Annotated in this window: 26 protein-coding genes; 23 read left to right on the top strand and 3 right to left on the bottom strand. The window is 59.8% G+C overall.

Features of this window, described 5'->3' with window-relative positions:
- Positions 1 to 3 precede the first annotated feature (3 nt).
- Positions 4 to 558: a helix-turn-helix domain-containing protein gene (locus N0K08_RS17455; RefSeq protein WP_261501680.1), complete on the top strand. Its 555-nt coding sequence runs from the start codon at positions 4 to 6 to the stop codon at positions 556 to 558.
- Complete coding sequence (terL, locus tag N0K08_RS17450; RefSeq protein WP_261501679.1) at positions 539 to 1,957, top strand: phage terminase large subunit; 1,419 nt, start codon at positions 539 to 541, stop codon at positions 1,955 to 1,957. Before N0K08_RS17455 ends, terL begins: the two co-directional genes overlap by 20 nt.
- On the opposite strand, the gene N0K08_RS17445 is transcribed toward terL, so the two are convergent.
- The gene (locus N0K08_RS17445) at positions 1,950 to 3,005 is read right to left on the bottom strand and encodes a DUF4238 domain-containing protein (RefSeq protein ID WP_261501678.1); all 1,056 of its coding nucleotides are present in this window, start codon (positions 3,003 to 3,005) and stop codon (positions 1,950 to 1,952) included. The genes terL and N0K08_RS17445 overlap by 8 nt on opposite strands.
- Before the next feature lie 48 nt (positions 3,006 to 3,053).
- Between N0K08_RS17445 and N0K08_RS17440 the strand changes: the two genes are divergently transcribed.
- Both N0K08_RS17440 and N0K08_RS17435 read left to right on the top strand, forming a co-directional pair.
- Positions 3,054 to 4,427, top strand: a complete 1,374-nt coding sequence (locus N0K08_RS17440; protein WP_261501677.1) for a DUF1073 domain-containing protein — start codon at positions 3,054 to 3,056, stop codon at positions 4,425 to 4,427.
- Positions 4,428 to 4,639: 212 nt separating this feature from the next.
- Positions 4,640 to 5,563 (top strand): phage minor head protein, encoded by a 924-nt coding sequence (locus N0K08_RS17435; RefSeq protein WP_261501676.1) that lies wholly within the window; start codon positions 4,640 to 4,642, stop codon positions 5,561 to 5,563.
- On the opposite strand, the gene N0K08_RS17430 is transcribed toward N0K08_RS17435, so the two are convergent.
- Positions 5,560 to 6,258, bottom strand: a complete 699-nt coding sequence (locus tag N0K08_RS17430; RefSeq protein WP_261501675.1) for a hypothetical protein — start codon at positions 6,256 to 6,258, stop codon at positions 5,560 to 5,562. The genes N0K08_RS17435 and N0K08_RS17430 overlap by 4 nt on opposite strands.
- An 83-nt stretch (positions 6,259 to 6,341) precedes the next feature.
- Here N0K08_RS17430 and N0K08_RS17425 point away from each other — a divergent pair, with 83 nt between their 5' ends.
- The 14 genes from N0K08_RS17425 to N0K08_RS17360 all read left to right on the top strand — a co-directional run bounded on the left by N0K08_RS17425 (position 6,342) and on the right by N0K08_RS17360 (position 16,749).
- Positions 6,342 to 7,631, top strand: coding sequence for a hypothetical protein (locus N0K08_RS17425; RefSeq protein ID WP_261501674.1), 1,290 nt, complete (start codon positions 6,342 to 6,344; stop codon positions 7,629 to 7,631).
- 9 nt (positions 7,632 to 7,640) lie between these two features.
- A complete protein-coding gene (locus tag N0K08_RS17420) occupies positions 7,641 to 8,102 on the top strand; it encodes a hypothetical protein (RefSeq protein ID WP_261501673.1) in 462 nt (153 codons plus the stop codon).
- Positions 8,103 to 8,111: 9 nt separating this feature from the next.
- Complete coding sequence (locus N0K08_RS17415) at positions 8,112 to 9,110, top strand: bacteriocin family protein (RefSeq protein ID WP_261501672.1); 999 nt, start codon at positions 8,112 to 8,114, stop codon at positions 9,108 to 9,110.
- 12 nt (positions 9,111 to 9,122) lie between these two features.
- Positions 9,123 to 9,620 (top strand): hypothetical protein, encoded by a 498-nt coding sequence (locus tag N0K08_RS17410; protein WP_261501671.1) that lies wholly within the window; start codon positions 9,123 to 9,125, stop codon positions 9,618 to 9,620.
- Complete coding sequence (locus N0K08_RS17405) at positions 9,617 to 9,988, top strand: DUF7370 family protein (RefSeq protein ID WP_261501670.1); 372 nt, start codon at positions 9,617 to 9,619, stop codon at positions 9,986 to 9,988. Before N0K08_RS17410 ends, N0K08_RS17405 begins: the two co-directional genes overlap by 4 nt.
- Positions 9,985 to 10,326 (top strand): hypothetical protein, encoded by a 342-nt coding sequence (locus N0K08_RS17400; protein ID WP_261501669.1) that lies wholly within the window; start codon positions 9,985 to 9,987, stop codon positions 10,324 to 10,326. The genes N0K08_RS17405 and N0K08_RS17400 overlap by 4 nt, the downstream gene beginning before the upstream one ends.
- Before the next feature lie 78 nt (positions 10,327 to 10,404).
- Positions 10,405 to 10,683: a hypothetical protein gene (locus N0K08_RS17395; RefSeq protein ID WP_261501668.1), complete on the top strand. Its 279-nt coding sequence runs from the start codon at positions 10,405 to 10,407 to the stop codon at positions 10,681 to 10,683.
- 21 nt (positions 10,684 to 10,704) lie between these two features.
- A complete protein-coding gene (locus tag N0K08_RS17390; protein ID WP_261501667.1) occupies positions 10,705 to 11,052 on the top strand; it encodes a phage tail termination protein in 348 nt (115 codons plus the stop codon).
- 11 nt (positions 11,053 to 11,063) lie between these two features.
- Positions 11,064 to 11,516, top strand: coding sequence for a phage tail tube protein (locus tag N0K08_RS17385; protein ID WP_261501666.1), 453 nt, complete (start codon positions 11,064 to 11,066; stop codon positions 11,514 to 11,516).
- Between the two features lie 11 nt (positions 11,517 to 11,527).
- Positions 11,528 to 11,872, top strand: a complete 345-nt coding sequence (locus N0K08_RS17380; protein ID WP_261501665.1) for a hypothetical protein — start codon at positions 11,528 to 11,530, stop codon at positions 11,870 to 11,872.
- Positions 11,872 to 12,435 carry a DUF6246 family protein gene (locus N0K08_RS17375; protein ID WP_261501664.1) on the top strand — a complete coding sequence of 188 codons (564 nt, stop codon included), beginning with the start codon at positions 11,872 to 11,874 and terminating at the stop codon, positions 12,433 to 12,435. Before N0K08_RS17380 ends, N0K08_RS17375 begins: the two co-directional genes overlap by 1 nt.
- A 253-nt stretch (positions 12,436 to 12,688) precedes the next feature.
- Complete coding sequence (locus N0K08_RS17370; RefSeq protein ID WP_261501663.1) at positions 12,689 to 12,865, top strand: hypothetical protein; 177 nt, start codon at positions 12,689 to 12,691, stop codon at positions 12,863 to 12,865.
- A gap of 32 nt (positions 12,866 to 12,897) precedes the next feature.
- Positions 12,898 to 13,371: a hypothetical protein gene (locus tag N0K08_RS17365; RefSeq protein WP_261501662.1), complete on the top strand. Its 474-nt coding sequence runs from the start codon at positions 12,898 to 12,900 to the stop codon at positions 13,369 to 13,371.
- A gap of 174 nt (positions 13,372 to 13,545) precedes the next feature.
- A complete protein-coding gene (locus N0K08_RS17360; protein WP_261501661.1) occupies positions 13,546 to 16,749 on the top strand; it encodes a tape measure protein in 3,204 nt (1,067 codons plus the stop codon).
- 3 nt (positions 16,750 to 16,752) lie between these two features.
- On the opposite strand, the gene N0K08_RS17355 is transcribed toward N0K08_RS17360, so the two are convergent.
- The gene (locus tag N0K08_RS17355) at positions 16,753 to 17,157 is read right to left on the bottom strand and encodes a hypothetical protein (RefSeq protein WP_261501660.1); all 405 of its coding nucleotides are present in this window, start codon (positions 17,155 to 17,157) and stop codon (positions 16,753 to 16,755) included.
- A 71-nt stretch (positions 17,158 to 17,228) separates the two neighbouring features.
- Here N0K08_RS17355 and N0K08_RS17350 point away from each other — a divergent pair, with 71 nt between their 5' ends.
- Genes N0K08_RS17350 through N0K08_RS17330 form a run of 5 tightly spaced genes read left to right on the top strand, consistent with a single transcriptional unit; the run spans position 17,229 to position 23,136 of the window.
- Positions 17,229 to 17,705 carry a hypothetical protein gene (locus N0K08_RS17350; RefSeq protein ID WP_261501659.1) on the top strand — a complete coding sequence of 159 codons (477 nt, stop codon included), beginning with the start codon at positions 17,229 to 17,231 and terminating at the stop codon, positions 17,703 to 17,705.
- 1 nt (position 17,706) lies between these two features.
- Complete coding sequence (locus tag N0K08_RS17345; protein ID WP_261501658.1) at positions 17,707 to 18,189, top strand: DUF1833 domain-containing protein; 483 nt, start codon at positions 17,707 to 17,709, stop codon at positions 18,187 to 18,189.
- Positions 18,186 to 18,587, top strand: a complete 402-nt coding sequence (locus N0K08_RS17340) for an NlpC/P60 family protein (RefSeq protein WP_261501657.1) — start codon at positions 18,186 to 18,188, stop codon at positions 18,585 to 18,587. The genes N0K08_RS17345 and N0K08_RS17340 overlap by 4 nt, the downstream gene beginning before the upstream one ends.
- Entirely contained in the window at positions 18,581 to 21,046 is a 2,466-nt protein-coding gene (locus N0K08_RS17335) for a phage tail protein (RefSeq protein ID WP_261501656.1), read from the top strand. Before N0K08_RS17340 ends, N0K08_RS17335 begins: the two co-directional genes overlap by 7 nt.
- On the top strand, positions 21,043 to 23,136 hold the full coding sequence (locus N0K08_RS17330) for an SGNH/GDSL hydrolase family protein (RefSeq protein ID WP_261501655.1): 2,094 nt from the start codon (positions 21,043 to 21,045) through the stop codon (positions 23,134 to 23,136). Before N0K08_RS17335 ends, N0K08_RS17330 begins: the two co-directional genes overlap by 4 nt.
- Positions 23,137 to 23,157: the final 21 nt, after the last annotated feature.

Below are 23,157 nucleotides of genomic sequence, written 5' to 3'. Positions count from 1 at the left end.
GGCATGGCACGGCCATCAAAGCTCAAGCCTGAGCAGTGGACCGAGATCACCAAGCGGCTGCTTGCAGGAGAGAAGGCAGCCGACTTGGCCCGGGAATACGGCGTCTCCAAAACAGCCATAAGTGCCCGAGTTTCGAAACGCACAGAAACTATCCAAACCGTTGCACATCAAGTAGTTGCAGCGGAGCGGGCACTTTCAGAGCTGCCGATATCGGAACAGTTACTTGCCGTCAACTTAGCCTCCAAGCTGCGGGCGATCAGTGACAACCTGGCCAGCGCTGCCCAGTACGGCGCCCAGACCGCCCACCGCCTGAGCGCGCTTGCGAACAGCGAGGTGTCGAAGGTCGATGACGCTGAGCCCCTGAAGTCCATCGAGAGCCTCAAGGGCGTTGCGGCGCTGACCAAGCTCGCCAACGACAGCGCAAGCATTGCCCTGAACCTGCTGGCCGCCAACAAGGAGACGGTCAAGGAGCTGAACGTGAATGGGCCTGCGAACCAGTACAACGTCACCCCGGGCCAGCTGAAGGAAGTTGTCGAGAGTGTCCAGGCCAAGTTTTAGCCCGGCCGAGCGCTTGGCGGCCGTGGGCTGGGCCCGGGAGGATCTCTACAGCTTCTCGCGCTGGATGTTCCTGCAGCGCAAGAGCTTCGTCTGGCAGCGCGCCCGGCACCATCAACTGATCTGCGATGCGCTGATGCGCGTGTACCGCGGCGAGTGCAAACGCCTGGTGATCAACATCCCGCCGCGGTATTCCAAGACCGAGCTGGCCGTGGTGAACTTCATCGCCTGGTGCTTCGGCAAGGTGCCGGACTGCGAGTTCATTCACGCCAGCTATTCCAGTGCACTTGCCACCAACAACAGCACCAACGTGCGCGGCCTGGTGCAGCATGAGGGCTATCGCGAGATCTTCCCCGGGCTACAGCTGGCCAGCGACGCCCAACATCACTGGAAAACCTCCGAGGGCGGGGTGATGTACGCCACCGGCACCGGCGGCACCATCACCGGCTTCGGCGCGGGCAAGCACCGGGACGGCTTCGGCGGCGCCATCATCATCGATGACCCGCACAAGGCCGATGAGGCGAATTCCGATGTGATCCGCAAGGGCGTCATCGACTGGTTCCAGAACACGCTGGAGAGCCGCAAGAACAGCCCAGACACGCCGATCATCGTCATCATGCAGCGCCTGCACGAGGAAGACCTGGCCGGCTGGCTGCTTGGTGACCGGGGTACTGATGGCAAGGGCCCGGCCGTCGCCGGCGGCAATGGCGAGGTGTGGGAAAACCTCTGCCTGTCGGTGTGGAATGACGACGGCACGCCGCTATGGCCCGAGAAGCACGATGTCCCGACCCTGGGCCGCATGGAAAAGTCAGCGCCCTACGTGTTCGCCGGCCAGTACCGGCAGCTACCCGCACCGCCCGCCGGCGGCACGATCCAGCCCGATATGCTGCAGGTGGTGGACGCGATCCCGCACAACGTGGTGGAGTGGTGCCGCGGCTGGGACTTGGGTGCGTCGACCAGTGGCGACTTCACCGCCGGCGGCAAGGTGGGCTGGCTGAGCGACGGGCGCTACATCATCGCGGACATGAAGCGCGAGCAGTTCGAGACGAACAAGCGCGACACCCTGATCAAGAACACCGCCCTGGCCGATGGGCGCATGTTGAAGCAGAGCTTGCCGCAGGACCCGGGCCAGGCCGGTAAGTCTCAGGTGGCCGCATTTGCCAAGCTGCTGGCCGGCCACAACGTGCATTTCAGCCCGGAGACCGGCGACAAGGTGACGCGGGCCACGCCCATGGCCAGCCAGATCAATGCAGGGAATGTGCTGCTGCTGCGAGGCACATGGAATGACGCGTTCAAAGATGAGTGCCGCATGTTCCCTTTTGGCAAGTACGATGATCAGGTGGATGCAGCGGCGAGAGGGTTTAATCAATTGCTGCACCCACAGGTGGGGATATTTACCTGAAATATTCCTGATATTCTTCGCGAGTGTTAATTTCGCTGGGGAATTCGATGTTTTTCACAGAGAGGAAGGAAAGATTTAAATCGATTGGTATTTGTGGTTCATACGTCATTAATATGGAGCTTGAAGTTCCATCACTTCTTGCTTGATGATTGAACTCGCGACTCACAAGATTTTTTCCGACTAAATTTGAATGCTCTGTCTTCCATAAGTATTGGAGGTAGCTATCATCTGAATTTTTTGCGTAGTAGACGCAATTTGAAGCTGTATGGAATTGAAGCCTGTTTAGCGAAGTAATGTCAGAGGCAATATTTGTTGTTCTAATTCCATTTTCTCCTTTGCGCACATTGTAAGACAACGGGTCGTAGAAAATTGCCATTGTTTTTTTATTGATCGGAAAGATTATTATCAACCCCAAGGACTTCATTCCCAAAACGCCTTTGTAGTTTACGTTGCGGCGCAATAAATTATAGTAAACGCATGGAGCGTCGCTAAATATAAATGGTTTTAGTGAATTGTTTTTTAATAGGACAAGTTTTAAATCTTTAAGTTCATAGATATTCTCTGCTGCAATTCGCATGCGCTGCAGTTGCATGGTTGAATCCACAGCGTGAACAAGCGGCATTGATTCTGTGAGTGCGGATTTTTCCTCTTCGCTATAATTTGGGTTATTATTAATTTCTGCCTCTAACCACATTCTGATTATCGCGGTGTCCGTCTCTGTCGAGGTCTGCCGCGAGGACTCTGTTCTTGTTCGCTGTACTGCAATCCAAACAAGAAACCTCTCTAATGTCTCTTCGGGCAATTGGTGAGTCGCTGTACAGCTTGCAATGTCGGCTAAAGATGTGCCCGATATGCCTTCGAGCTCCGCAAGTCGGGTTTCAATATTTGCATCGCCATAGAACCAAGCTTTGCTCGCTTGGCCTTTTATTGAGGCAGATGGAATGATTGAGCCATCTGAAATTTTGAGCGCTCGGATCGATCTTCCATCATCAGAAAACAGTCGGAAGTATCGTTGAGGTACGTAATGCTGATTTTTTCCTGCTGCCATAGCTCCTCCTTTTAATCTAATGTACCGCTGCTCCGTAGCATGGGGTGAATGACCGACCTCGTCACCAACTCCTACGAAATCGCCCGGGCTCGCACCCAGTTCCTGGGTGACCTCGGCCTCGACGCCAAGCGGCCCACGGCGTGGGCGCAGTACGGCTACAGCCAGCACATCAGCTTCGACATGCTGCTCGCCGCCTATGAGCGCGGCGGTGCAGCCCATGGCGCCGTGCACAAGCTGCTCGACGGCTGCTGGCAGAAGCTGCCGCGCATCAAGAGCCCGGCCAGCGACAAAGAATCGCCTTGGGAAAAGAAGGCGGCTAAGGTGCTGCGCGGCATCAATGCCTGGGCCAAGCTGCGTGACCTCGACCGGCGCAACCTGGTGGGGCGCTATGCGGCACTGATCTATCGGGTGGGCGACGGCAAGAAGCTCTCTGAGCCCCTGGAGCGCGCCACGCGGCTGGTGGACCTGATTCCTGTTTACGAAAGCCAGATCAAGATCACGTCCTGGCACAGCGACGCCAATGCCGAGAACTACGGCACGCCCTCCATGTTCCAGTACCGCCGCATGGCACTGCCGGGCGTCGACACCCAGGGCAGGCCAGAGGAATGGGCCGATGTGCACCCCAGCCGCGTGCAAATCCTGGCCGAGGGATCGGTGGGCGACTTCTTCGAGGGCGTGCCGCTGCTGCGCGCCGGCTTCAATCGGCTGGTCGACCTGGACAAGATTTCCGGGGGCTCGGGCGAGAGCTACCTGAAGAACAGCGCGCGGACCATCGTCTTCAAGTACGACACCGGTGGCATGCCCATGGCAATCCCTGGGCCTGACGGCAAGGAGCCGCTGTCGGTGCGCGAGGCCCACGAATCACAGGCCCGGGCCCTGAATCGCAGCAGTGATGCATCGATCGTCATGCAGGGCGGTGACGCCACCACGCTGCAGACCACCATCAGCGATCCCACTGGGCCGTGGACCATCGCCGCCAATGAGTTCGCCGCTTCGGTGCGCATCCCTTTCACCATCCTGTTCGGGCAGCAGACCGGCCGCCTGGCCAGCGACGAAGACAAATCGGACTTTGCCAACCGCTGCGCAGCCCGACAGGATGGGGAACTGACGCCGATGCTCGAAGAGCTGGTGCGCCGCCTGCAGGCCGCTGGCTTGATCGATTCGGGTGAGTTCGAAGTGGAGTGGCCGCCGGTCAACGCGCCTAGTGAGAAGGATAAGGCCGAGCTGCTGGGCAAGATGACGTCCGCCATGCAGCAGGCTTTCCAGGCGGGTCTAGTCGAGCCTCTATTTGACGCGAACGAGTTGCGCGCCGTGATGGACTTCGAGCAACGCGATGACGACGGCATGCCCACTGAGGGTGATCCGGCGCGCAGTGAGCGACAAGACCAGGACGATGGCGAGCCTAGTCCTGGTACTCGATGACGAAGCGAATCTTGGGTATGCCTTCTTGACCCCCTAGCGGCATCGTCTCTGAGAGCGGGCCGGGTTCTGCCAGGACTTTGTAGTTTGTGAGTCCTGCTTGCTCCGCATATGCGTGAGCCTCTTCCTCGGTCTTGAATGATTCAGTGTGTGCCATAGCGCTGTCTCCTTTGGAATGGTCTCCATAGCATGCATCAAGATGCCGAACCACTCCAATGCCATTTGAACGCCCTCGCAACCCGGCCATTCCTGGCACACCCCGCGACCGGACAGGCTCCGCCGGACTGCTGCGCCGCGCGCTGACGCAGATTAACCAGCGCTTCGACGGACTGCGCAAGGACGTGCTGGCCATCTTCGGGCACATCCCCGTCTTTGCCTTAAACGACGAGGCCGGACTGGTCCGCTACGGCATCACGCCTGAGGTGATGGACCAGACTATGCTGGACATCCAGGCGGCTCTGGCTCGCTGGCTTCAGGATGGGCGCGAGGCGCGGTATCTGTTCTGGTGGAATCCGTTCGTTGACCAGGCCTCCCAGCTGGGCACGGCGCAAAGTGCAGCCAACCTGGCGCAGCTGTCATCGATCTATGCCACGGCGCGCAGCCTCGATCAGGTGGTCCGCAGCGAGTCTTACCGCGTGCGCGTGGGCCTGGCCCGCATCAAAGGTTATGAGCACTGGACCGGCCTCAAGGGTGAAGCACAGAGCAAGCTGGCCGGCATCATCGGCCGGGCGGTGGTTGATGGCCTTAATCCGCGCGCCGCGGCGAAGCTGATCGCCGAGGGACTGGACATCTCCAGGGGCAAGGCCCGCCAGTACGCCCAGACCGACATTACCGACACCCTGCGCCAGTCGCGCTGGGCCGAAGCCGAGGCGACCAGCGAGGAGCTGGGCATCAAGATCGGCATGCTGTGGACATCGGCGCTGCTGCCGACCACCCGCCGCACGCACGCCACACGCAATGGCGGCGTGTACTCGACCGATGAGGTGCGGGCGTTCTACTCGCGGGACGGCAACCGCTACAACTGTCATTGTGGACAGACCGAGTGTTTGCTGGATACGAATGGGCGGCCTGTTCTTACCGATCGCTTGAGAAAAACAATAGATACAGAGCTTAAAAATTGGACTGCGGCTAAGAATTAAGCGGATAAGTAGCTATTTTTTAATCGTTTAAACGTATTAAGGCCTCTTCCACTTGCCATATCGACAATTAAACTTACTCCGTATGGGGTAATGGAGTTGTCGTTCGTAAGAATTCCAAAATTACGGAGAGAATGAATTGTGATTGGGAAGATGTTAGAAAATGGTCTGTCTTTTTGGATGGATTCTTTGATGAATCTGTTAATAACCATGAAAAGCTCGTCGTGTCTCTTTGATTTGTCCAGCTCTACGACCCTGACGGTTGTGATTCCATCAACTATCTCTCGTAGACCTCTAATCGCTACATTGAGCATTACGACGTCTGAAGGATTCTCGGAATTTAATGATTGAGCCGTAGTTAGGTTGTCAACTGCCTTTCGTAATTGATCCGCTTCCGTTGTGGCTGCCTTAAGTTCATTAACAAGTCTTTCGCGCTCTTCGGCCGTAAGCTCCTCGTTGACAAGCTTTTTTGTGGTGATGTCGACTTTTTCTTCCGACGCTATTGCAGCTGCTGAAAAAGCATCGACCATCTCACCTGTGACGCCTGCGTAGCTAATCTTCTTTAGCCGTTCGAAGGCACTAACAGCTGCGCCAAATGATTGCGATATCTCTTTGCGAAAGCCAAATGCAATGCCTGCTATCACTGCAGGCCATGCTGTGGCCTTGGTCATTTCCACCAAAACAGTCCATTCGTCCATAGCTACTCCCTGATCTTGGAGGCAAATGTTAGCCGGGAAAAGGTGGCTCCCTAGCATAGCTTGCATCTCAACGAGGCAAGTCCATGAGCACAAAACGCGTTCACATCGTGGCCGCCGTCAACGCGGCCAACATCAGCAAGACCGGCAACACCTACACGATCCGCGACGTCTGCGGCGCCACTGACGGCATCGTGATGAATGGCCGGCTGTATCCAGCCGAGCAGCTCGCCGCCGGCGCGCCAGGGCTCAACGGCAAGCCGGCGCCGGCCGGGCATCCCAAAAACAGCGCGGGCAAGTTCATCAGCGCGGCGAATGGCGAGGCCCTGGCAACGGCCTGGATCGGCGCGTACTGCACCAACGCGCGCCACGAGGGCGGCCGCACTCTGGTCGACATCATCGTCAATGGCGAGATGGCCCAGGCCACGCCCAAGGGCAAGGCGCTGGTCGAGCGCCTAGATGCAGCCATCGCGGGCACCAACGCCGACGCGGTCCATGTCAGCACCGGCTTGAATCTGGTCGAGGTCGTTGCCAACGGCGAGAGCCTCGGCAAGAAATACACCTCGATCGCCACCAACTTGCAGTACGACCATCTCGCCATTCTGCTTGACCAGCCGGGCGCCGGCACGCCAGAGCAGGGCGTGGGCATGTTCCTCAACTCCGCCGGTGACGAGGCCGAGGTCGAGACCGTGGAGGTCACCAATGCGCCCATCGCGCCCGAGGACAAGCGCTTCGACGGTGCTATGGGCTGGCTGCGCGGCCTGTTCGCCAACAAGGATGTCAGCTTCGACCAGATCACATCCCAGCTGCAGGCGCTGATGGCCGAGGGCCAATGGATTCGGGAGGTCTTCACCTCCTATGTCGTCTGGTCCAACCGCGATGGGAAGCTGTGGCGCCAGGACTATCACAAGGCAGAAAACGGCTCCCTAGCATTGGTCGCACAACCTGTTGAAGTCACTCGGCAGGTGTCCTATGAACCCGTCACGAACCAACAGGAGATTGACACCGTGAAAGACCAGATCATTGCCGCGCTCAACGCCGCAGGCATCAAGACCGAAGGCCTGACCGACACGCAGGCCCTGTCTGCCTACAACTCGGTCGTCAAGAAGCCCGTCGAAGACGAGCTGGCGGCCGAGAAGGGCAAGTCCAAAAAGCTCGAAGACGACAAGAAGGCTGTCGAGAACGCCGAGCGTGATGCCCTGGCTGCGGAACTGGCCACCAACAGCCAGCTCACCGTGGACGACCTCAAGCTGTTCCCGCTCGAGCGCCTGAAGGCGTTCAAGACCAACGCTGCGGCCGCGCCCGTGGTGGTTGGCAACAGCGGCCAGAAGGCGCCGGGCGACGAATTCGCCGGCTACGACCTCAACAAACTCTAAGGAGCCGACATGGCGAATCGTATTTCCCGCACCGGCGGCGTCGTGCCGCGCCCCCGCACCATCACCGACAAGACCCTGGCCGCTGCGTTGCTGCCCGGCACGTTTGTCCTGGTGGGCGCAACCCAACTGACCCAGGCCACGGCCGTGGGCGGCGGCCGGTTGGCCGTGCTGGGCGACCGTGACTTCTACAGCTCGCTGGGCATCGGCGGCGCAACCGACCCGCTGATGACGCCCTACAAGGCGGGCGAGACCGGCGTGGCCTACCTGCCCAAGCCTGATGACGAGTTTCTGTGCGCTATGGCCGCAGGCACTTACACCTACGGCCAAGAGCTGACGGTGGGCGCCGCTGGCCGCCTGACGGCCGCAGTCGCTACCGGTGTCGTGGTCGCCCATTTCGACCAACCCGGCAAGACCGTGGCGGCCGGCGAGCTGGCCGATGTGGTCATCGCCAATTCCTACACCAAGCCCTAAGAGGTCCACATGCTGATCTTCACCAACGAACAACAGACCGCCATCATGGCCGCGCGCGCCGGCTTCAACACGCGCGCCACGGCAATGGCTGCCGGCATCGTGGCGGGCCTGGAAGGCAACTCCTTGGCGATCCCACTGGACGCCTGGCGCCGCATCGACACGCGCGTGCAGCAGATCTCGCGCACGCGCCTGCAGATGTTCAATCGCCTGGCGGCGGCCAGCACCATCCCGGTGTCTATCGCCGACCTGGTGAACTTCTACCCGCAGGTCAGCGACAGCGGTGAGGTGCTGGTGACTATGGACGGTCGCAACGCCGCCAAGGCCGACCAAGCGGTCGTCAAGTACGCCGGCACCCCGGTGCCTATCCTGAACTCCACAGCACGCTTCGGCTGGCGCCAGATGGAAGTCATCCGCAAGGGTGGCGGCATGATCGACACGGCCACCATCGGCAACCACCAGCGCAAGGTGGCCGAGAAGCTGGAGGACATGGTCCTCAATGGACTGTCTGGCATCGAGGTCGACGGCAACGTGATCTACGGCCTGCGCAACCTGCCGGCGCGCAACACCTTCGTGCACGGCTTCACCCTGGCCACCGCAACTGGCGCGCAGTGGCTGTCGGTCATCAAGCAGGCCATTGCGGCAGCCATGGGTGACAACCAGTACGGCCAGGTCACGCTGTTCGTCAACCAGGCAGACTACACGGCCGCCGACACGACCGACTATGCCGCCAACTACAGCGGCACCATCCTGCAACGCCTGAATGCCGTCAACCAGATCAAGGAAATCGTCCCGGTGGCCTCGGTTCCCCCGAATGAAGTCCTGGGCATTGTGGACATTGACGGCGGCGAGTGGGGCGGCATCCTGTCGGCCATGCCCGTGGTGACGCGTCCCAAGAACCGCATCGAGCCGGAAGACGACTACCTGTTCAGCGTGATGGCCGCAGCTGCCCCGCAGTTCCGCAGCGATTACATCGGCCAGTCGGCATTCCTGCACGGCACCCAGGCATAAGGAGCGGCGCACATGAAAGTCATCATCCAGACTCTCAAGGCGCCCTGGCCCACAGGGGCCAAGGTGGGCGATGTGGTCAGCTTCGAGGGCGAGGTCGCCCCGGCCTGGGCTGTTGGCAAGTACGCGCTGGCGCCCGATGGCGCTGAGGCGGACCATAAGTATGAGCCGGCTTCGGTAGGGACTGTCAGCGTCAGCGTGTCTGTCGACTCAGAGGAAGTCCAGCAGGCCTTCCACCAGCTGCGCGAGGAGGCTTTGCGCCGAATCTCCGAAGCAGATGACAAGACCGCTGAGGTGGATGCGCAGTTGCAGGCCAGTCGTATCGAGAACGAAGGCCTGACCAGCCGTCTGGCGGAGGCTGAATCGCTGATCGCCGGTTTGCGGGAAAAGCTGGAGGCCGCCCAGTCCGACGATGCCAAGGTCAAAGCCGCTCTGGCCGAGGTCGAGCAACAGGCTGAACAGGAAAAGGCTGCTATCGCTGCAGCGGACGCCAAGGCGAAGGCCAAGAAGTGATCACCAGCACGCAAGCGCAGCAGTACCTTGACCAGGCCCTGGGCGTGAGCGTGCCGGCGTTCATCGTGGAGGCCGCGGTCGCGAAGGTGGCCACGGCAGAAGCGAAGATGATCGAGGCAGGCTACTCGGACTATGACCGCGTCATGGTCCAGTGCCTGGCCGTCACCATCATTGCCGCCGCCGGCGCGCCGCGGCGCCTGGCTTCGCAGTCTGCGCCTTCCGGCGCAGGTCGCAGCTTCAAGAATTTCGACAACGCCTTGGCGGCGCTTCGCCGCTCGCTGGCCGCGCTGGACAAGGCAGATACCGTCACGGACTTGGTCGGTCCAGACCCTGCCGCATCGGCATTCATGTTCGTGGTGAACGGATGAGCGCCGCAGCGAATTGGTCGTATACAGCCAAGGCCACCTTCTGGGCCTTCATGGGCCGCGACGACTGGACCAACGCCAATACCTACGGCTCGCCCGTCGTCATCGATTGCGACTACAGCGCTGAGTCAGTCCGCATGACCGATGCAAAGGGCGTTGAGTTCACGACTCGGCAGATCATCTACACCGAGCGAGCGGACATCAAGCAGGGAGATTTCATTCTGATCGGCGAGTCTGCCGATGCGTCGCCCATTACGGCCGGTGCGTTCGAAGTGCGCGCAATCACCCGTGATGCCGACACCTTCGACCGGGTGGCCGACGACTACAAGCTGCTTACGTAGACCATGGCCAGTAAACCGCGTACCACCAGCAAGCTGCCTCAATTCACCGCTAAGGTGCAGGCAGGTGCTGCTCGCGGCATGACGCAAGCCCTCATCCTGGGCGCCAGTGAGGCCAGTGTCCTGACGCCGATAGACACCAGCACGCTGCTCAATTCTCAGTTCCGCAACGTGGAAAAGAGCGGCAGCAAGGTCGTTGGCACTGTGGGGTACACGGCCAGCTACGCCATCCCGGTGCACGACCCTGAAAACCCGCAGAACTTCCGTCGCCCGTCAGCCAGCAAGGAATTTCTGAAGCTTGGCTTCGAGCGCGCCGAGCCCAACATTCGCGCCGTGATCAAAGGCAGCATCAAGACTTAGCGCCTCCCTAGCATTGGGCGCATGACCGCATCCGATGCCTTGCGCAATTTCATTGCCCCACTTCTGCCTGGCTGGCGTATCCAGTTCGGCCGCTGGGTGGACGGCGCCAACACTGACCGCTACGCCGTGATCCGGCCCGCCGGCGGCATGCCCGCCGAGTTGGTGCGCCGCCCGCAGTTTTCTCTGATGTTGATCGGAGCGCTGGACGATGCCGCCCAGATTCCAGAGACCTCCGCCAATGCGCTGGTCGAGGCCATGCGTGCCAGCAGCGGCAACCTTGTTTTCCTGCAGCCGGCCGAGCCGGTGTTCTGGGCCACCGCTGACGGTCGGCCTGTTTTCGAAATCGCCATCTCGGCAATCACCAACTGAAGGAGCTCACCATGGGTGCTTTTACTGGACGCGACGTACTTGTCGAGTTCGCCATCGCGGATGAAAATGTATTGCCCGCCGGCCTGGCCTACAAGCGCCTGGGCATGATGCGTGGCAAGAGCATGAAAACCAGCTGGGACACGGCGGACACCACCGCCGACCAGTCGCCTCAATTCACCAAGACCGCTTTGGTGACGTTCAAGTCTATGGAGTTCTCGGGTGATGGCGTGAGCTACACCGATGCTCTGTACAACCAGAGCGAGTTCAAGGTCAACACCATCAGCCCCGGCATCGCCACCGCAAACCAGCCTAAGGCTTGGCTGCGCATGACCGACCCGGACGGCGGCAAATATGAAGGCCCGTTCATCGTCACGGAATGGTCTGACGAACGGCCTCATGCGGACGCTGCGACTTGGAGCATCTCCGCTACCAGCAACGGCGCTGTCGTCTTCACTCCGGCGTAAGGGGGTAAGCCATGGCCGCCATCACATCCATCAATGCAGTTCAGCAGGGCGCTTTCTCTGCGCCCGTTTCCACACTCACGGCCGATGACACCATCACCTTCACGCCTGCGCGCAAGCAGCTGCTGGTGCTGAGCAACACCACGGCGGGCGAACTGACGGCAACTCTCGACGGCGCAGCCGGCACCACGGTCTACGCCCAGGGCATCGGCCCGGTGTCGGTGGCAGCTGGCCTGGCCATTGACGTTCCCGCAGGTGAGTGTCGTGCCGTGGTGCTGGGCACCGTGAGCGCCTATTGCCAAGGCGTGGTGCACCTGACCGGCGGGGCAGGCATCGAAGCACAGTTGTTCGACCTCTGATGCTGATCGAGTGCGGCTTTGTCCGGGCCACCACCAGCGAGGGCGCTGAATTCACGTTCACGCCTTCGCTGGGGTGCATTGCTGCGCTTGGCAGCCCGCAGGAGATCGTCAGGCTGTACGCCGGCCTGCACGAGGCCAGCGCCGCCAGGGATGCCGCCTACATCCTGGCAAGTCTGTGCGACCAGGACGACTCGACGCCGTTGATCGGCTGGACCGACGAGGATGGCAGCCATCCCGGCCAGATGCCTGAGGTTGAGCAGATCATCATGGCTCGCCACCTGATGCAACACGGCATTGCTGGCAAGGCCCGGCCAGGCGACAGCAAGGATGACGGCAAGTTTTCCGACAAGTTCGAAGCCTCCGAGTACATCGCCGCGGCGCGTGTGCATCTGGGCCTGTCTAGCGCCGACGCCGAAGCGCTGAGCATGACCGAATTTCAGATGATGTTCGAAATGAAGTTCCCGAGGAAGGCGGACGGCAAGCGCGACGTTCCGACGCGGGAGGAATACGAGGCTTCGCTGGCGGCGATCGAGGGGCGGCGAGCCAAGAGGCCTGAATCATGAAGATGACGGGGCTTGTTGACGCGCTGCGAGTGAAACACTCCTGATGCCAAGAACAAGTGCGAAGTGCCTACTTGGGAGGAGTGCAGAACGGCGATTGTGAGACGAGTCGGAGGCTTTGGCTTGAGGGGGCGGGCTCACAGGTCAGCGTGTAGATGTAACGATTCGTGGTTGTAATCGTGATAGACTTCGCGCAATTCTTGATATCGCCATATGGCTTTTGAGAATTTCTTCAAACAACCCAAGGAACAACACCATGAATGATAAGAAAGTTTTTGGCTCTCTTCGCGTCGTGGCTGGTTGCTCGTTGGTGGGCGCTATTGTGTTCGGCGCATTTTTCAGCTGGGTGGATGTGCCCGGGGATGTCCGATCCTATGGTGCATTGCTTGGTGCGGCGGCAGGCGTTTACGCCAAGGTTGCGCATTTGCTGTAATGGCGACCGGATCGTTGACTCATTGACTCATCGTGGCGCCCAACGAACCCGACTTTTTTTTCCGAGGTTTAGCCAAGCTGCTCTCTTACGTGGATGGCAATTGGGTTGACATCTGCTCAATCTTAACTGCACTCGCGTATGTTGGATGGCAGTGGCAGAAGCGTCCAAAGGTAGGGCGGGGGCCATTTATCTGCCGGGATATCGGCATCGAATTCGTAAATGCAGCCTCAATTTTCCCGCTCGTATTGTTGACCCTTTCTTTTGTTTCCTCGAAATTTACTGAGGCGCTTCTTTCGGGAAACAAAATTATCTTGTCGATTGCAGGTGGCTTCGCTTTGTTTGCCCTTCTGGAGGATCGTAAAAGTCCTTCTGTTGTTCTACAGGCTTTGGATTTTGTTGGACCCCCACAAATGCCAGCTGCCAATGCCCCATTTGTCGAGCCCAAGGTAGCTCCTATTCGAAATGGAGCTCAGCAGGTGACGAGAAAGCGTGGAAAAAAGCGTTAACGAGCAATAAGAGCCCTCCGTATCGCGGGTCTTTTTCATTTGCGCCCAGCAAGGGCGCGCACCTGCAGGCGCAAGCCCCGTCACGAACTGGTCATAGTGAGTGAAGTGAAGCGCAACTGCGTGTGAACCGCTGAGGCTCCCTAGCATGACTCCAATCATCTTGGAGATCATGCTGTGGCCGAAAAAATCGGGGAAATTTACTATGCCGTGACGCTGGACACGGCGCAGATGATCGACGGTCAGCGCAAGGTCGACCGGGAACTGAAGAACACGACAGGCAGTCTTGATGCATTCGGCGCCAAGCTGACCGCTGTAGCCAGCGCCATTGGCGCCTACGCCGCTGCGCTGTACCTGATCCGCCAGTCTGACGCCTTCACGAAAATGAACGCCCAGCTCAAGCTGGCGACGGAATCCACCCGGGAGCTGGCGGTAGCGCAGGCTGATGTCCGGCGTATCGCCAAAGAGGCGCAGACCGATATTTCCGGCGTTGCCACTTTGTACGCCCGCATCACCAATGCCACCAAAGAGCTGGGCACTTCACAGGCGCAAGTCGCGGCGATCACGCGCACTGTGGCGCTGGCCCTGAAGGTAAGCGGCGCCGGAGCCGCCGAGTCAGCCAGCGCAACGCTGCAGCTGTCCCAGGCCTTTGCCAGTGGAGTGCTGCGCGGCGAGGAATTCAATGCCGTCAGCGAAGCCGCACCGCGCTTGATGAAGGCCCTGGCGGATGGCATGGGCGTGCCGATCGGTCAGCTACGCGGCATGGCCGAGCAGGGCAAGCTGACAAGCGACGTGCTTGCCAACGCTTTGCCCAAGGCGCTGCAGGACCTCGAGCAAGAGGCGAAGGAGATCCAGACGATCAGTGGCGCGTTCCAGCAGCTCAGCAATGAGTTGATGCTGTTCATCGGCCAGCAAACGACCGCCAGCGGCTCGGCCAAGCTCACAGCTGATGCAATTGGCATATTGGCGAACAACCTCGATTTGATCGCTGCCGCAGCCATCGGCTTCGCGGCGACCAAGTTGGCCGGCGTGCTGCTGGCCGCCGGGACTGCGGCCACAGCAAACACCGTTGCGATGATTGAAGGCGTGGCCGCACAGCGGGCGGCCATAGCTGCATCTCAGGCAGCAGCTGCCGCAGCCCTGGCCGAGTCGGCTGCCAAGCTGGAAAACATGACCCTGACTCAGGCCATGATCGCTCTTTCCCGTCAGGAGCTGGTCGCCAAGTTGGCGGCGACAAATCAGACGCTCGCCCAGGCTGCTGCACAGGCTGCAGCCTCGCGTGCCGCCGGCGCTCAAAGCTTTGCGCTTGCCATGCTGCGCGAAGCCGAGATGACAACGGCCGCGGCCCAGGCCTCCCGTGCCGCGATATTGCGTGAGCTGGCAGTGCTGGGGGCGCAACAAGCCGCCGTCACCACGGCCCTTACCGCTGCGACAGCAGCTAATACCGCCGCTCAGACAGCCAATGCCGCCGCCCTGGGCGCCTCGGGCGCGGCCTCGACGGTCGCTAGTAGAGCGCTGACAGCAATGGGCGGGCCGATCGGTCTGATCACCACGTTGCTTGGGCTTGGTGTCACTGCGTGGATGATGTGGGGTAATTCGGCAAAGGATGAAAGCGCCAAGGCGGCGGGCGAAGTGGAGGCCAGCGGGCGCGAGATCATTGCCAGCCTGGACAGGCAGAACGCCAAGCTGCGCGAGCGCCTGGCCCTGGCAAAGGCCGGGAATGTCGAGGCAGCCAAGAGCGGCGGAAAGAATGAGGAAAAGCTGGCATCCACGCTCACGGAAATCAATGCGCTCAAGAAAAAAGGGAGTGCGCTGACTGGGGCAGACCAGATCCAGTTGATTGAGCTTGAGGGGCAGTACCGGGACATTTCTGCTGCCCTGGCAACCAACCGCCAGTTGACAGGGGAGATAACCAGCCTGGGGCAGAAGTCAAAGGCCGCAGAATTTGCCGTCAAGTACGCATCCGATCTTGAGCGCGTGAATGCAGAAATCGAGAAATGGAAGAAGGCGCTCGGCCCAGAATTCACGCCAGACATGGAGCAGCGCATTCGGCAGAAGATCATGCCGGACAAGAAGGGGGCTCCCAAAAAGACGGCAGACGAGCGTTTCGATGATGCGAGCTACCTGTCCAGTCTGCGCAAGGCCCAGGCGTCAGAGATCGGCATCATCAATGAAACCGAGACCGAAAATCTGCGCCGCCATAAGAAGCTTCTGGATGAGAAGAAGATCAGTGAGGCCACGTATGCCGAGGCCGTGAAGCTCACCAAGCAGGCGGCCGAGGACGACACGTTGGCGTTGATGGTGAAGACTGGGAAAGCCTTCGACAAGCTGCGAGATGATGATGCCAAGAAGGCGAAAGCAGCGCTCGACAAGCGAAAGCAGCGGGAGAAAGAAGCTGTCGATTACGCAGCCGGGCTGACAAAGGCGGTCAACCCAGTTGATGCACTGCGCCAGGAATACCAAGCCAAGCTGGAATTGGTGACGCAATATGAGCAGATGATGGCTCAGGCAGGTGTTGATGCGACCGAGCAAGGCCAGCAGACGCGCACGCAGATAGCGACTGAATACGAGTTGCAGCGGCGCGCTCTTGCCGAGCAATCGTTCCGCTCCCAGGGAGAGGCTCAGGCGTTCCTGATTGACTCGCTGAACAGCCTGTCCAGCACCGCCACTTCCTCGATCATGGGACTTATCCAGGGCACCGCGACAGCGCAAGACGCCATGCGCAACCTGGCCGGCGTTGTGCTGAATGAGGCTGTTGGCGCTCTGATGCAAATCGGCGTCCAACAGATTAAAAATGCGCTTCTGGGCAATACACTGGCTGCAGCAGACAAGGCGAGGGCGGCTGCAAACGGGGCCGTTTACGCTGCAAGTGTCAGCGCCCAGGTGGCTGGCATGAGCGCCATGGCCGCTCAGAATGCCTTTGCCGCGACTGCTGCTATTCCGATCATCGGGCCAGCTTTGGCGCCCGCGGCCGCAGCGGCAGCTGGCGCGCTTGCGACGGGTCTCGGTGCCCCAGCCATCGCGACAGCCCCTCTGGCTGGTGCTCGCCAGTACGGCGGACCGGTGTCCAGCGGCGGCATGTACCGCGTCAACGAAACAGGCGCGCCCGAGATGTTCACCGGCTCCAACGGCCAGCAATACATGCTGCCCACGAAGTCCGGACAGGTGACGGCGGCTGACAAAGTGGGCGGTGGCGGCGGTGAACAACCGTGGGTCATCAATGTGTACAACGCCCCGCCCGGGACGACTACAGGGGTGAACCAGAGCGCGAGAACGGTCGATATCGCCGTAGCCCAGGTGGCCAGTCAGATCGCCAACAAAGAAGGCAAGGTGTGGAGCGCGCTGCGCGGGTCAACCAACGTGCGGAGCGCGCTAGGGTGATCGCTACTTGCGCGGCTGATCCAGCGTGGCGGGTTCAATTTTCCCGGCAGACAAGCCCATGCCAGAGCCAAACGCGCTGCTTGAGCTGCTTGTGTCAAGCAGCTTGTCGCTCGCGTCAAACCGCAGCGTAGCCGTCGTTGACGTTGAGTCCGATCCGCCCACGAATCCGCCTACAAATGGGATGAAGGTCTCCGGCCTTACCTTCGCCTCGTAGTGGCTGTAAATCACCATAGATGTCCCGTCGGCAAGGCGCATTTGCATATTGGGCGCACCAATGGCGGCAATCACCTGGGCCTTGGTTGTCTCGCCAGTCTTGAAACTGGCCAGTTGACCATCCGTGACCTTTACGCCGCCGGCGGCGCACCCAGCAAGTGCCGCAGCAAGCGCGATAACTGCAATGATCTTCATGCATCCCTCGTAAGTGATTGTGTTCTGGCGTCAGTCTACGTCATGGGTCGCCCTCCCTAGCATCAAGGGAGATGTCCACGCCAGCCTACCCATCAACTCTGCCGCTGCTACTGCGGGCTTCGAAAAGCCGCAGCCAGCCGGCGAACTTCACTGTTGCCGAGCCGCGCCGTGGTTACGGCTACGCACAAGGCACGGGCGGGCCAGCGCCGGTGTTCTGGGATGGTGAATTTCGCTTTCGGCCAGATCAGGCGGTCGCGTTTCAGCTCTGGTTCATCCAGAAGATCAATCGCGGCCTGCTTGAATTCATGATGCCGATCCGTACGGAGTTCGGGCTTCTGGAGCATGTCTGCCGCTTCCTGCCCGACGGCTTGGCCGATGCGGTCGAGGAGGGCGGCTGCTACACCTACAAGGTCAAGCTCATGGCGCGGGCGCAGGTGATCCCGCAAGGCTACATCGACGCTGCAGATTTGATTGTTGGCCTGCCGGATTGGCAGTTGTGGGCTGAGCTGTTGGACCAGACGGTCAATGTGGCCATGCCGGAGGCTTGACGTGGACAAAGAGACCTTCTGGGCCGTGAAATCCCCGCTTCCCCAGTATCAGGCGATCGTCTTCGAGCACCCAGCATTCGATGCTCCGATTCGCCTGGTTGCCGACCAGTTCGAGCCTGTCACTTTGGGTGGTCATGTGCACCAACCTGTGCCCATGACCATCAAACCGCCCGACCAAGCCGGCGACGCTACGGCGAAGCTGACGCTGGCGTTCCCGCGCGCAGTTGTAGGCCGCGAGTTCAAGCGACAACTCAAGCTGGTTCGCGATGCCGGCTCGCGTGCGCCCATCGTGGTTCGTTATGACGTCTACCTTTACGACCTGACGATTCCTGCCGTCTCGTGGCTGCTTTACATCGCAGAGCAGGGGGGGGTCACCTTCAATGCCGAGGCGGTCCAGGTGTCCGCGACCGTGGACAACCCCATGCTGAAATCCAGCGGATTGATTTATGACCCTGCCACGTTCACAGGGCTCGAGATCCTATGAGCGCGCTACTGACCCCTCAGCAATTCACCAGCAAGGTGGTGGGCGCGCCCTGGGCGCCGCGTCGCGCCGACTGGGGTGCCATGAACTGCTACGGGCTTGTGATGCTCTATTTCCGCCATGTTCTTGGCATCGAGCTGGAGGAGATGCCTCATTCCGACATCGTTGCCGGGTTTGCTGCATCCCGAGGCTGGCGGGAGTGCGAGCCATGCGCTGGCGTGACTTGCTTTATGGCGTGGCATGACAGCGCACCTGCGCATTGCGGCGTTCTGCTTTCTGAGTCTGAGTTGCTGCACGCCGACGGCAGTGAAGATCGCCCTGGCAGCGTGCGCGTTTCCCGCCTTCGTGCGATGCAGCAGATCTACGGAGTCATTCGTTTTTACCTATACGAGCCATGCTGACAATTCTCAATGACCCGACCGGAACCCTTGGCTTGCATCGCTACGCATGGGATTTCAGCAAATCCCTGCAGGACAACATAGCCCAGCATCTGGAAAGCGGAGTGGATTGCAAAGTGCTGGTCAACGGCCTGGAGATTGACCCACTCACAGAACCGCGCATGGATGCGCTGCCATCAATCGCCGACTTCGTGACCGTTGTGCGCTGTCCTGGCGTGGCAATACCGGCCGCAGCTATGTACTGGCTGGCTGCGGCCGCAGTTGCTGCTGCCGTCATTGTCATCGCGACGATGCCGAAGCCGCCAGATGTCTCTGGCGCCGGTAAGGACAGCCCAAACAACAGCCTCACGGCCCAGACCAACAGGGCGCGCGCCTACCAGGCCATCCCGGATGTCTACGGCTACCGCCGCGTCTGGCCGGACTTGATCCAGCCGTCGACGGTCGAGTACATCGACAACATCAAGTACGTGACCGAATGGCTGTGCATCAGCCGCGGCATCGGCGACATCACCAGCGTCAATTACGCCGAAACGCCGATCGGTGACATCGACGGCGCGAGCTACGAGGTGTTCGCCCCGGCCGCTTCTGGCGGTTACCCGGAGTTCAGCACTACGACACTTGCTGATGTGCTGGAGACATTTGCCAGCGACGAAGTGAACGGGCAGGAGTTGGGCTACTCCGTTCCATATCCGGCCATCGTGATGGTGGGATCGTTTGCTGCAGTCACCGGGGAAACCACCTTCACCATCACATTGCCGGATGGGCCGCTGCTTGATCAGCTCAAGGGCCTGGCCCCAGGCGGGACTGCTCTCGTGAAGTTCGAGTACAGCGATATCTCTCACGAGGCGGTTCTGTTCAATCAAATTTGCACGGTCCAGAGCTATGCGGTGGCTGCAGGAAATGCCACCTTCACTTTTGGGTCCACTGAATGGCTGGAAGGCGATGCCGAGCCTGGAATCTCATTCACGATCACTCCAAATGGCGCCACGCAAACAGCCAATGGCCCCTACACGCTTCCGGTGGATGGCGACAGAATCCGCTGGAACGCGGTGTTTCTGCGCGGCCTCAAGGGCGCTGTCGCTATCCGGGCCGAGTGGTGGAAAATCGATGGAGCAGGGGCTGAAATCCCCGGGACCCGGCAGAGCCAGAACGACACCTACAGCGCCGACACCTACGATCAGCGGTTCTACACCACACAGGTGACGCCTAGCGCCGGCCATGGTCGCTACCGCGTGCAATTCACCCGATTGACTGCGCAGATCGGTGAGGGCGGCTCTGATGTGGCTAAGCTCGAGGAGCTCTACGCCGTGCGGCATTACGGCGCAAAGGTGTTGCCTGGGGTAACCGTGATCCGCGTGACCACCAAGGCCACGGCCGAGGCAACCGGGTTCAGTGATAGAAAGTTCAATCTGCGTTGGCATCGCCACGTCCGCACGCTGACCACTGACACCTTGGGCGCATCACGTAATTTCGCGCGAGCCATGGCTCACATTTGGACTATTGCAGGCAGCGACATCGCGCAGCTTGATGTCGAAAAGCTTGCGGCCATCAATGCAGAGTTTGGCGAAGCCTCGGATCTGTTGCGATTCGATGCCAGCCTGGACGATGCCGACATGAGTTTGGGCGAGCGTATGCAGCTGGCTGCCGATTCGGCGCGCTGCGTGCTGTGGCGCGACGGGCAGAAATGGACCGTGACGCGCGACCAAGCGCGGGCCTATCCAGAACTGCAGCTGGATTACCGCAACCTGGCCAGCACCGGCGATTCAGCGATCAGCTACGCCGCCCACCTCCCGGCCTCAAATGACGGGGTCGAACTCGAGTACGTGGATGAGGCCTCGCAGTCGAAGAAGTCCTATATCCGGCTCGACATTGCGTCGGGCGCCGTGATCGGGGGGCAGAGCGCAAATCCCAAAAAGATCAAGCTGTCCGCTTGCGCCACAGCGGCGCAGGCCGTCAATCGCGCCCAGCTCGAGGCGAGACGACTGCTGTACCAGCGGGTCAGTGTCAGTGACACCGCACTGAGCGATGGCGGCTCGCTCGGCCTGGGCTCCTTGGTGCGCTGGATTGACCCCAACGACTTTGCCGGTGACGACGGGCTGCAGGCGGGCGAGGTCATGTCCATCGATGGCAACTTGATCGCGACCAGTGAGCCGGTGGACTGGAAGGGCGAGACAGAGGGGCGCATCCTCTTCACGGGCGCCAACGGTGCGCACCTGGGGGCTCCTGTCCAGTGCTATCCAGCCGGATCAGGAATCCAGCTCGCAAGCGTCCCGGCCGGCATCTACATTGCCAGTGCAGACCGTCAACTCGGCAGCCGCTACGCGTTCGCCGTGGGGTTGACCAGCGCCGAAGTCGAGTCTGCCGGCCTGTACACCGTCACCTCGATCAAGCCGGAATCTTCGGGCAAGGTCTCCCTAGCATTGGCCGCATATGACAGCCGAATCTATGGAGCCGATGCATGACGACCCCGACCGCTAACCCCGTTCCTAGCCAAGCCGCCACAGATTTGCTTTTCAATGCTGAAAGAATTGATCAGTTGCTGAACGGCGAGGAGTCCAGCTACACCGACCGGTTCGGGCGTGCGCGACGCACCATTGCCGCTCTGGAGGCCGAATACCCCAATGCCCAGGCCAATGCAGATGCAGCGGCAGGGAGTGCGGAGGCTGCATCCTCGGCGAAAGCCTTGGCTCAGGCTGCGAAGGCTCAAGCCGAGACGGCAAAAACACAGGCAGAAGCTGCCCGCGATGCTGCGGCGGTAAATGGAAAGGTATACGCCACGACTGCGGCAGGGCTTGCCGCGACCAGCGGCGCGGGTGACGCCAACCGATATTTCAGCGTGCCATCATCCGATTCTTCTGAATACCTCATTCTCTACCTGAACAGCGCAGGTGCGGCGGTGGAGCAGAAGCGCTACCAGAGCTCTATCACTGGCGTGGATGGCGCTTACAACTTGGTCAACCCGGCGGCGCCTGTGATGATTGGCGGGCTTAATGGGCTTGCCAACTGGGACCCAAATGCAGCGTACAACAGCATTGCAATCCGAGTAGAAGCCGGCGCTTCTATTGTTCTCAATAACACCGCAAATCTCTATGTTGGGGAATTTCGCGCAGCATTCTTTTCGGCGCTGCCACCTTCTGCAGGCACAAGGATAAGCGGCGCGAATTCTGCTGCAATAAAAAATAACAACGGCGATTTCTACCTCGCAGAGGTAGTTCCCGTAGGCGCAAAATATATCGTCGTGAACGTCAGGTTCAATGCGGCATCGATTGATTGGTTTGTTGCGCGCGGAATGGTTTATAGCGGAAGGTCGGCTTTCGAGCCTGAAGTAGGCCGCGTCAATGAGTTGCCGATCTTTGATATTGGTATTCGCAAAGATTTTCAGACGGAGGAAGGGGATGAAAATCTTTACAACGCGATCAACAATCTGGCGGATCAATACGTAACAAGTAATTATGTTCTGGGAGCCTCTAGCGCTGCACAGGCATGGCGCGTGGCCGTCATTCCTGTGGAAGAGGGGAAGATGTACGCGGTGCACTTCGGTCCTGTAATGACCTCTGGAAATTGGCGATATGGAATTTATGCAAACGGAATACGCCAAGCAAATTCGCTTGGACCGGCTGCCAAGGTGCTTTACTCTGATACCTTGAATCCGTCCGTAAAGACATTTATCGTGCCGACCGGGCAGGGTATCACGCACGCATTCATAAACGCGAAGGTCGGCGGAGACGATCACACCGCGACGATGATTGTGCAGATCGGGTCCACCGTGCCTGTCATCCCGCTTGCTTACTCAGCGGCCTTGCCCAAGGTCGGCGCAAGGCTCATCAAGGATCGCACGGCGCGCTCAAAAATAGCCAACCTCATGCGTAGGACTGCGTCCGGTACGCGCTTTGTCGGAAAGAAGTTTTATCACTTCGGAGACTCGATCACGGAAGGCACAGAAGGCGGCTACGTGAAGTACGTTCAAAACGTCGTGCAATGCATCTCCACGAACTATGGAAGTTCCGGCGCACGAACCGGGCGCCTTGTGGCTCTGGCTACGGACCAGCTGAATCGCCAAGAAGTCGGCGGGCCAGCAACGAACCCTGACTACACGGGGGTTGCTGGCGTGACGATCATGATAGGGACAAACGACATAAACGGAGGCGCGATAGGGTCGTTGGTCGACATCCCTGCAAAATCTTTGCAAGACGTTCCTTTCACTCCTGCTGGTGGGCCTTTGGTTTCGACGCCGGATCAGTACTGGGCACTTTTCCCGAATACTTTTTACGGAAACGTTGGGCTTGTGATCGAGTACATCAAATACCGCAACGCAAATACGTTGATTTATTTGGTCTCTCCTCCGCACAACACAGCTTACGACATGACTGTGATTCGCGCTGCGCTTGCTGCACTCGCAAAGTTCTACTCCATCAGGTTCATTGACGCGCAAGACGAGGCGGGGTTGGAGCGCAAGCAATTCATGAAGTACAGCTACGACGGCTCGCACTTGAACGTGCTCGGAAATGATCTCTGGGGGAACTACGTCGGCCATCGTATTGCTCACTCTTAGAAGAGCAACCAGCCCGCTCCG

It is taken from the genome of Acidovorax bellezanensis (genome assembly GCF_025421555.1).
In the GTDB taxonomy this organism is placed as follows: Bacteria; Pseudomonadota; Gammaproteobacteria; order Burkholderiales; family Burkholderiaceae_C; genus Comamonas; species Comamonas bellezanensis.
This window is presented reverse-complemented; position numbering and strand designations above follow the sequence as displayed.

Coding starts and splice junctions, on each gene's coding strand:
- N0K08_RS17455 (WP_261501680.1), top strand. CDS start 4: ATGGCACGGCCATCAAAGCTCAAGCCTGAGCAGTGGACCGAGATCACC.
- N0K08_RS17445 (WP_261501678.1), bottom strand. CDS start 3,005: ATGGCAGCAGGAAAAAATCAGCATTACGTACCTCAACGATACTTCCGA.
- N0K08_RS17440 (WP_261501677.1), top strand. CDS start 3,054: ATGACCGACCTCGTCACCAACTCCTACGAAATCGCCCGGGCTCGCACC.
- N0K08_RS17435 (WP_261501676.1), top strand. CDS start 4,640: ATGCCATTTGAACGCCCTCGCAACCCGGCCATTCCTGGCACACCCCGC.
- N0K08_RS17430 (WP_261501675.1), bottom strand. CDS start 6,258: ATGGACGAATGGACTGTTTTGGTGGAAATGACCAAGGCCACAGCATGG.
- N0K08_RS17425 (WP_261501674.1), top strand. CDS start 6,342: ATGAGCACAAAACGCGTTCACATCGTGGCCGCCGTCAACGCGGCCAAC.
- N0K08_RS17420 (WP_261501673.1), top strand. CDS start 7,641: ATGGCGAATCGTATTTCCCGCACCGGCGGCGTCGTGCCGCGCCCCCGC.
- N0K08_RS17415 (WP_261501672.1), top strand. CDS start 8,112: ATGCTGATCTTCACCAACGAACAACAGACCGCCATCATGGCCGCGCGC.
- N0K08_RS17410 (WP_261501671.1), top strand. CDS start 9,123: ATGAAAGTCATCATCCAGACTCTCAAGGCGCCCTGGCCCACAGGGGCC.
- N0K08_RS17400 (WP_261501669.1), top strand. CDS start 9,985: ATGAGCGCCGCAGCGAATTGGTCGTATACAGCCAAGGCCACCTTCTGG.
- N0K08_RS17395 (WP_261501668.1), top strand. CDS start 10,405: ATGACGCAAGCCCTCATCCTGGGCGCCAGTGAGGCCAGTGTCCTGACG.
- N0K08_RS17390 (WP_261501667.1), top strand. CDS start 10,705: ATGACCGCATCCGATGCCTTGCGCAATTTCATTGCCCCACTTCTGCCT.
- N0K08_RS17385 (WP_261501666.1), top strand. CDS start 11,064: ATGGGTGCTTTTACTGGACGCGACGTACTTGTCGAGTTCGCCATCGCG.
- N0K08_RS17380 (WP_261501665.1), top strand. CDS start 11,528: ATGGCCGCCATCACATCCATCAATGCAGTTCAGCAGGGCGCTTTCTCT.
- N0K08_RS17375 (WP_261501664.1), top strand. CDS start 11,872: ATGCTGATCGAGTGCGGCTTTGTCCGGGCCACCACCAGCGAGGGCGCT.
- N0K08_RS17370 (WP_261501663.1), top strand. CDS start 12,689: ATGAATGATAAGAAAGTTTTTGGCTCTCTTCGCGTCGTGGCTGGTTGC.
- N0K08_RS17355 (WP_261501660.1), bottom strand. CDS start 17,157: ATGAAGATCATTGCAGTTATCGCGCTTGCTGCGGCACTTGCTGGGTGC.
- N0K08_RS17350 (WP_261501659.1), top strand. CDS start 17,229: ATGTCCACGCCAGCCTACCCATCAACTCTGCCGCTGCTACTGCGGGCT.
- N0K08_RS17340 (WP_261501657.1), top strand. CDS start 18,186: ATGAGCGCGCTACTGACCCCTCAGCAATTCACCAGCAAGGTGGTGGGC.
- N0K08_RS17335 (WP_261501656.1), top strand. CDS start 18,581: ATGCTGACAATTCTCAATGACCCGACCGGAACCCTTGGCTTGCATCGC.
- N0K08_RS17330 (WP_261501655.1), top strand. CDS start 21,043: ATGACGACCCCGACCGCTAACCCCGTTCCTAGCCAAGCCGCCACAGAT.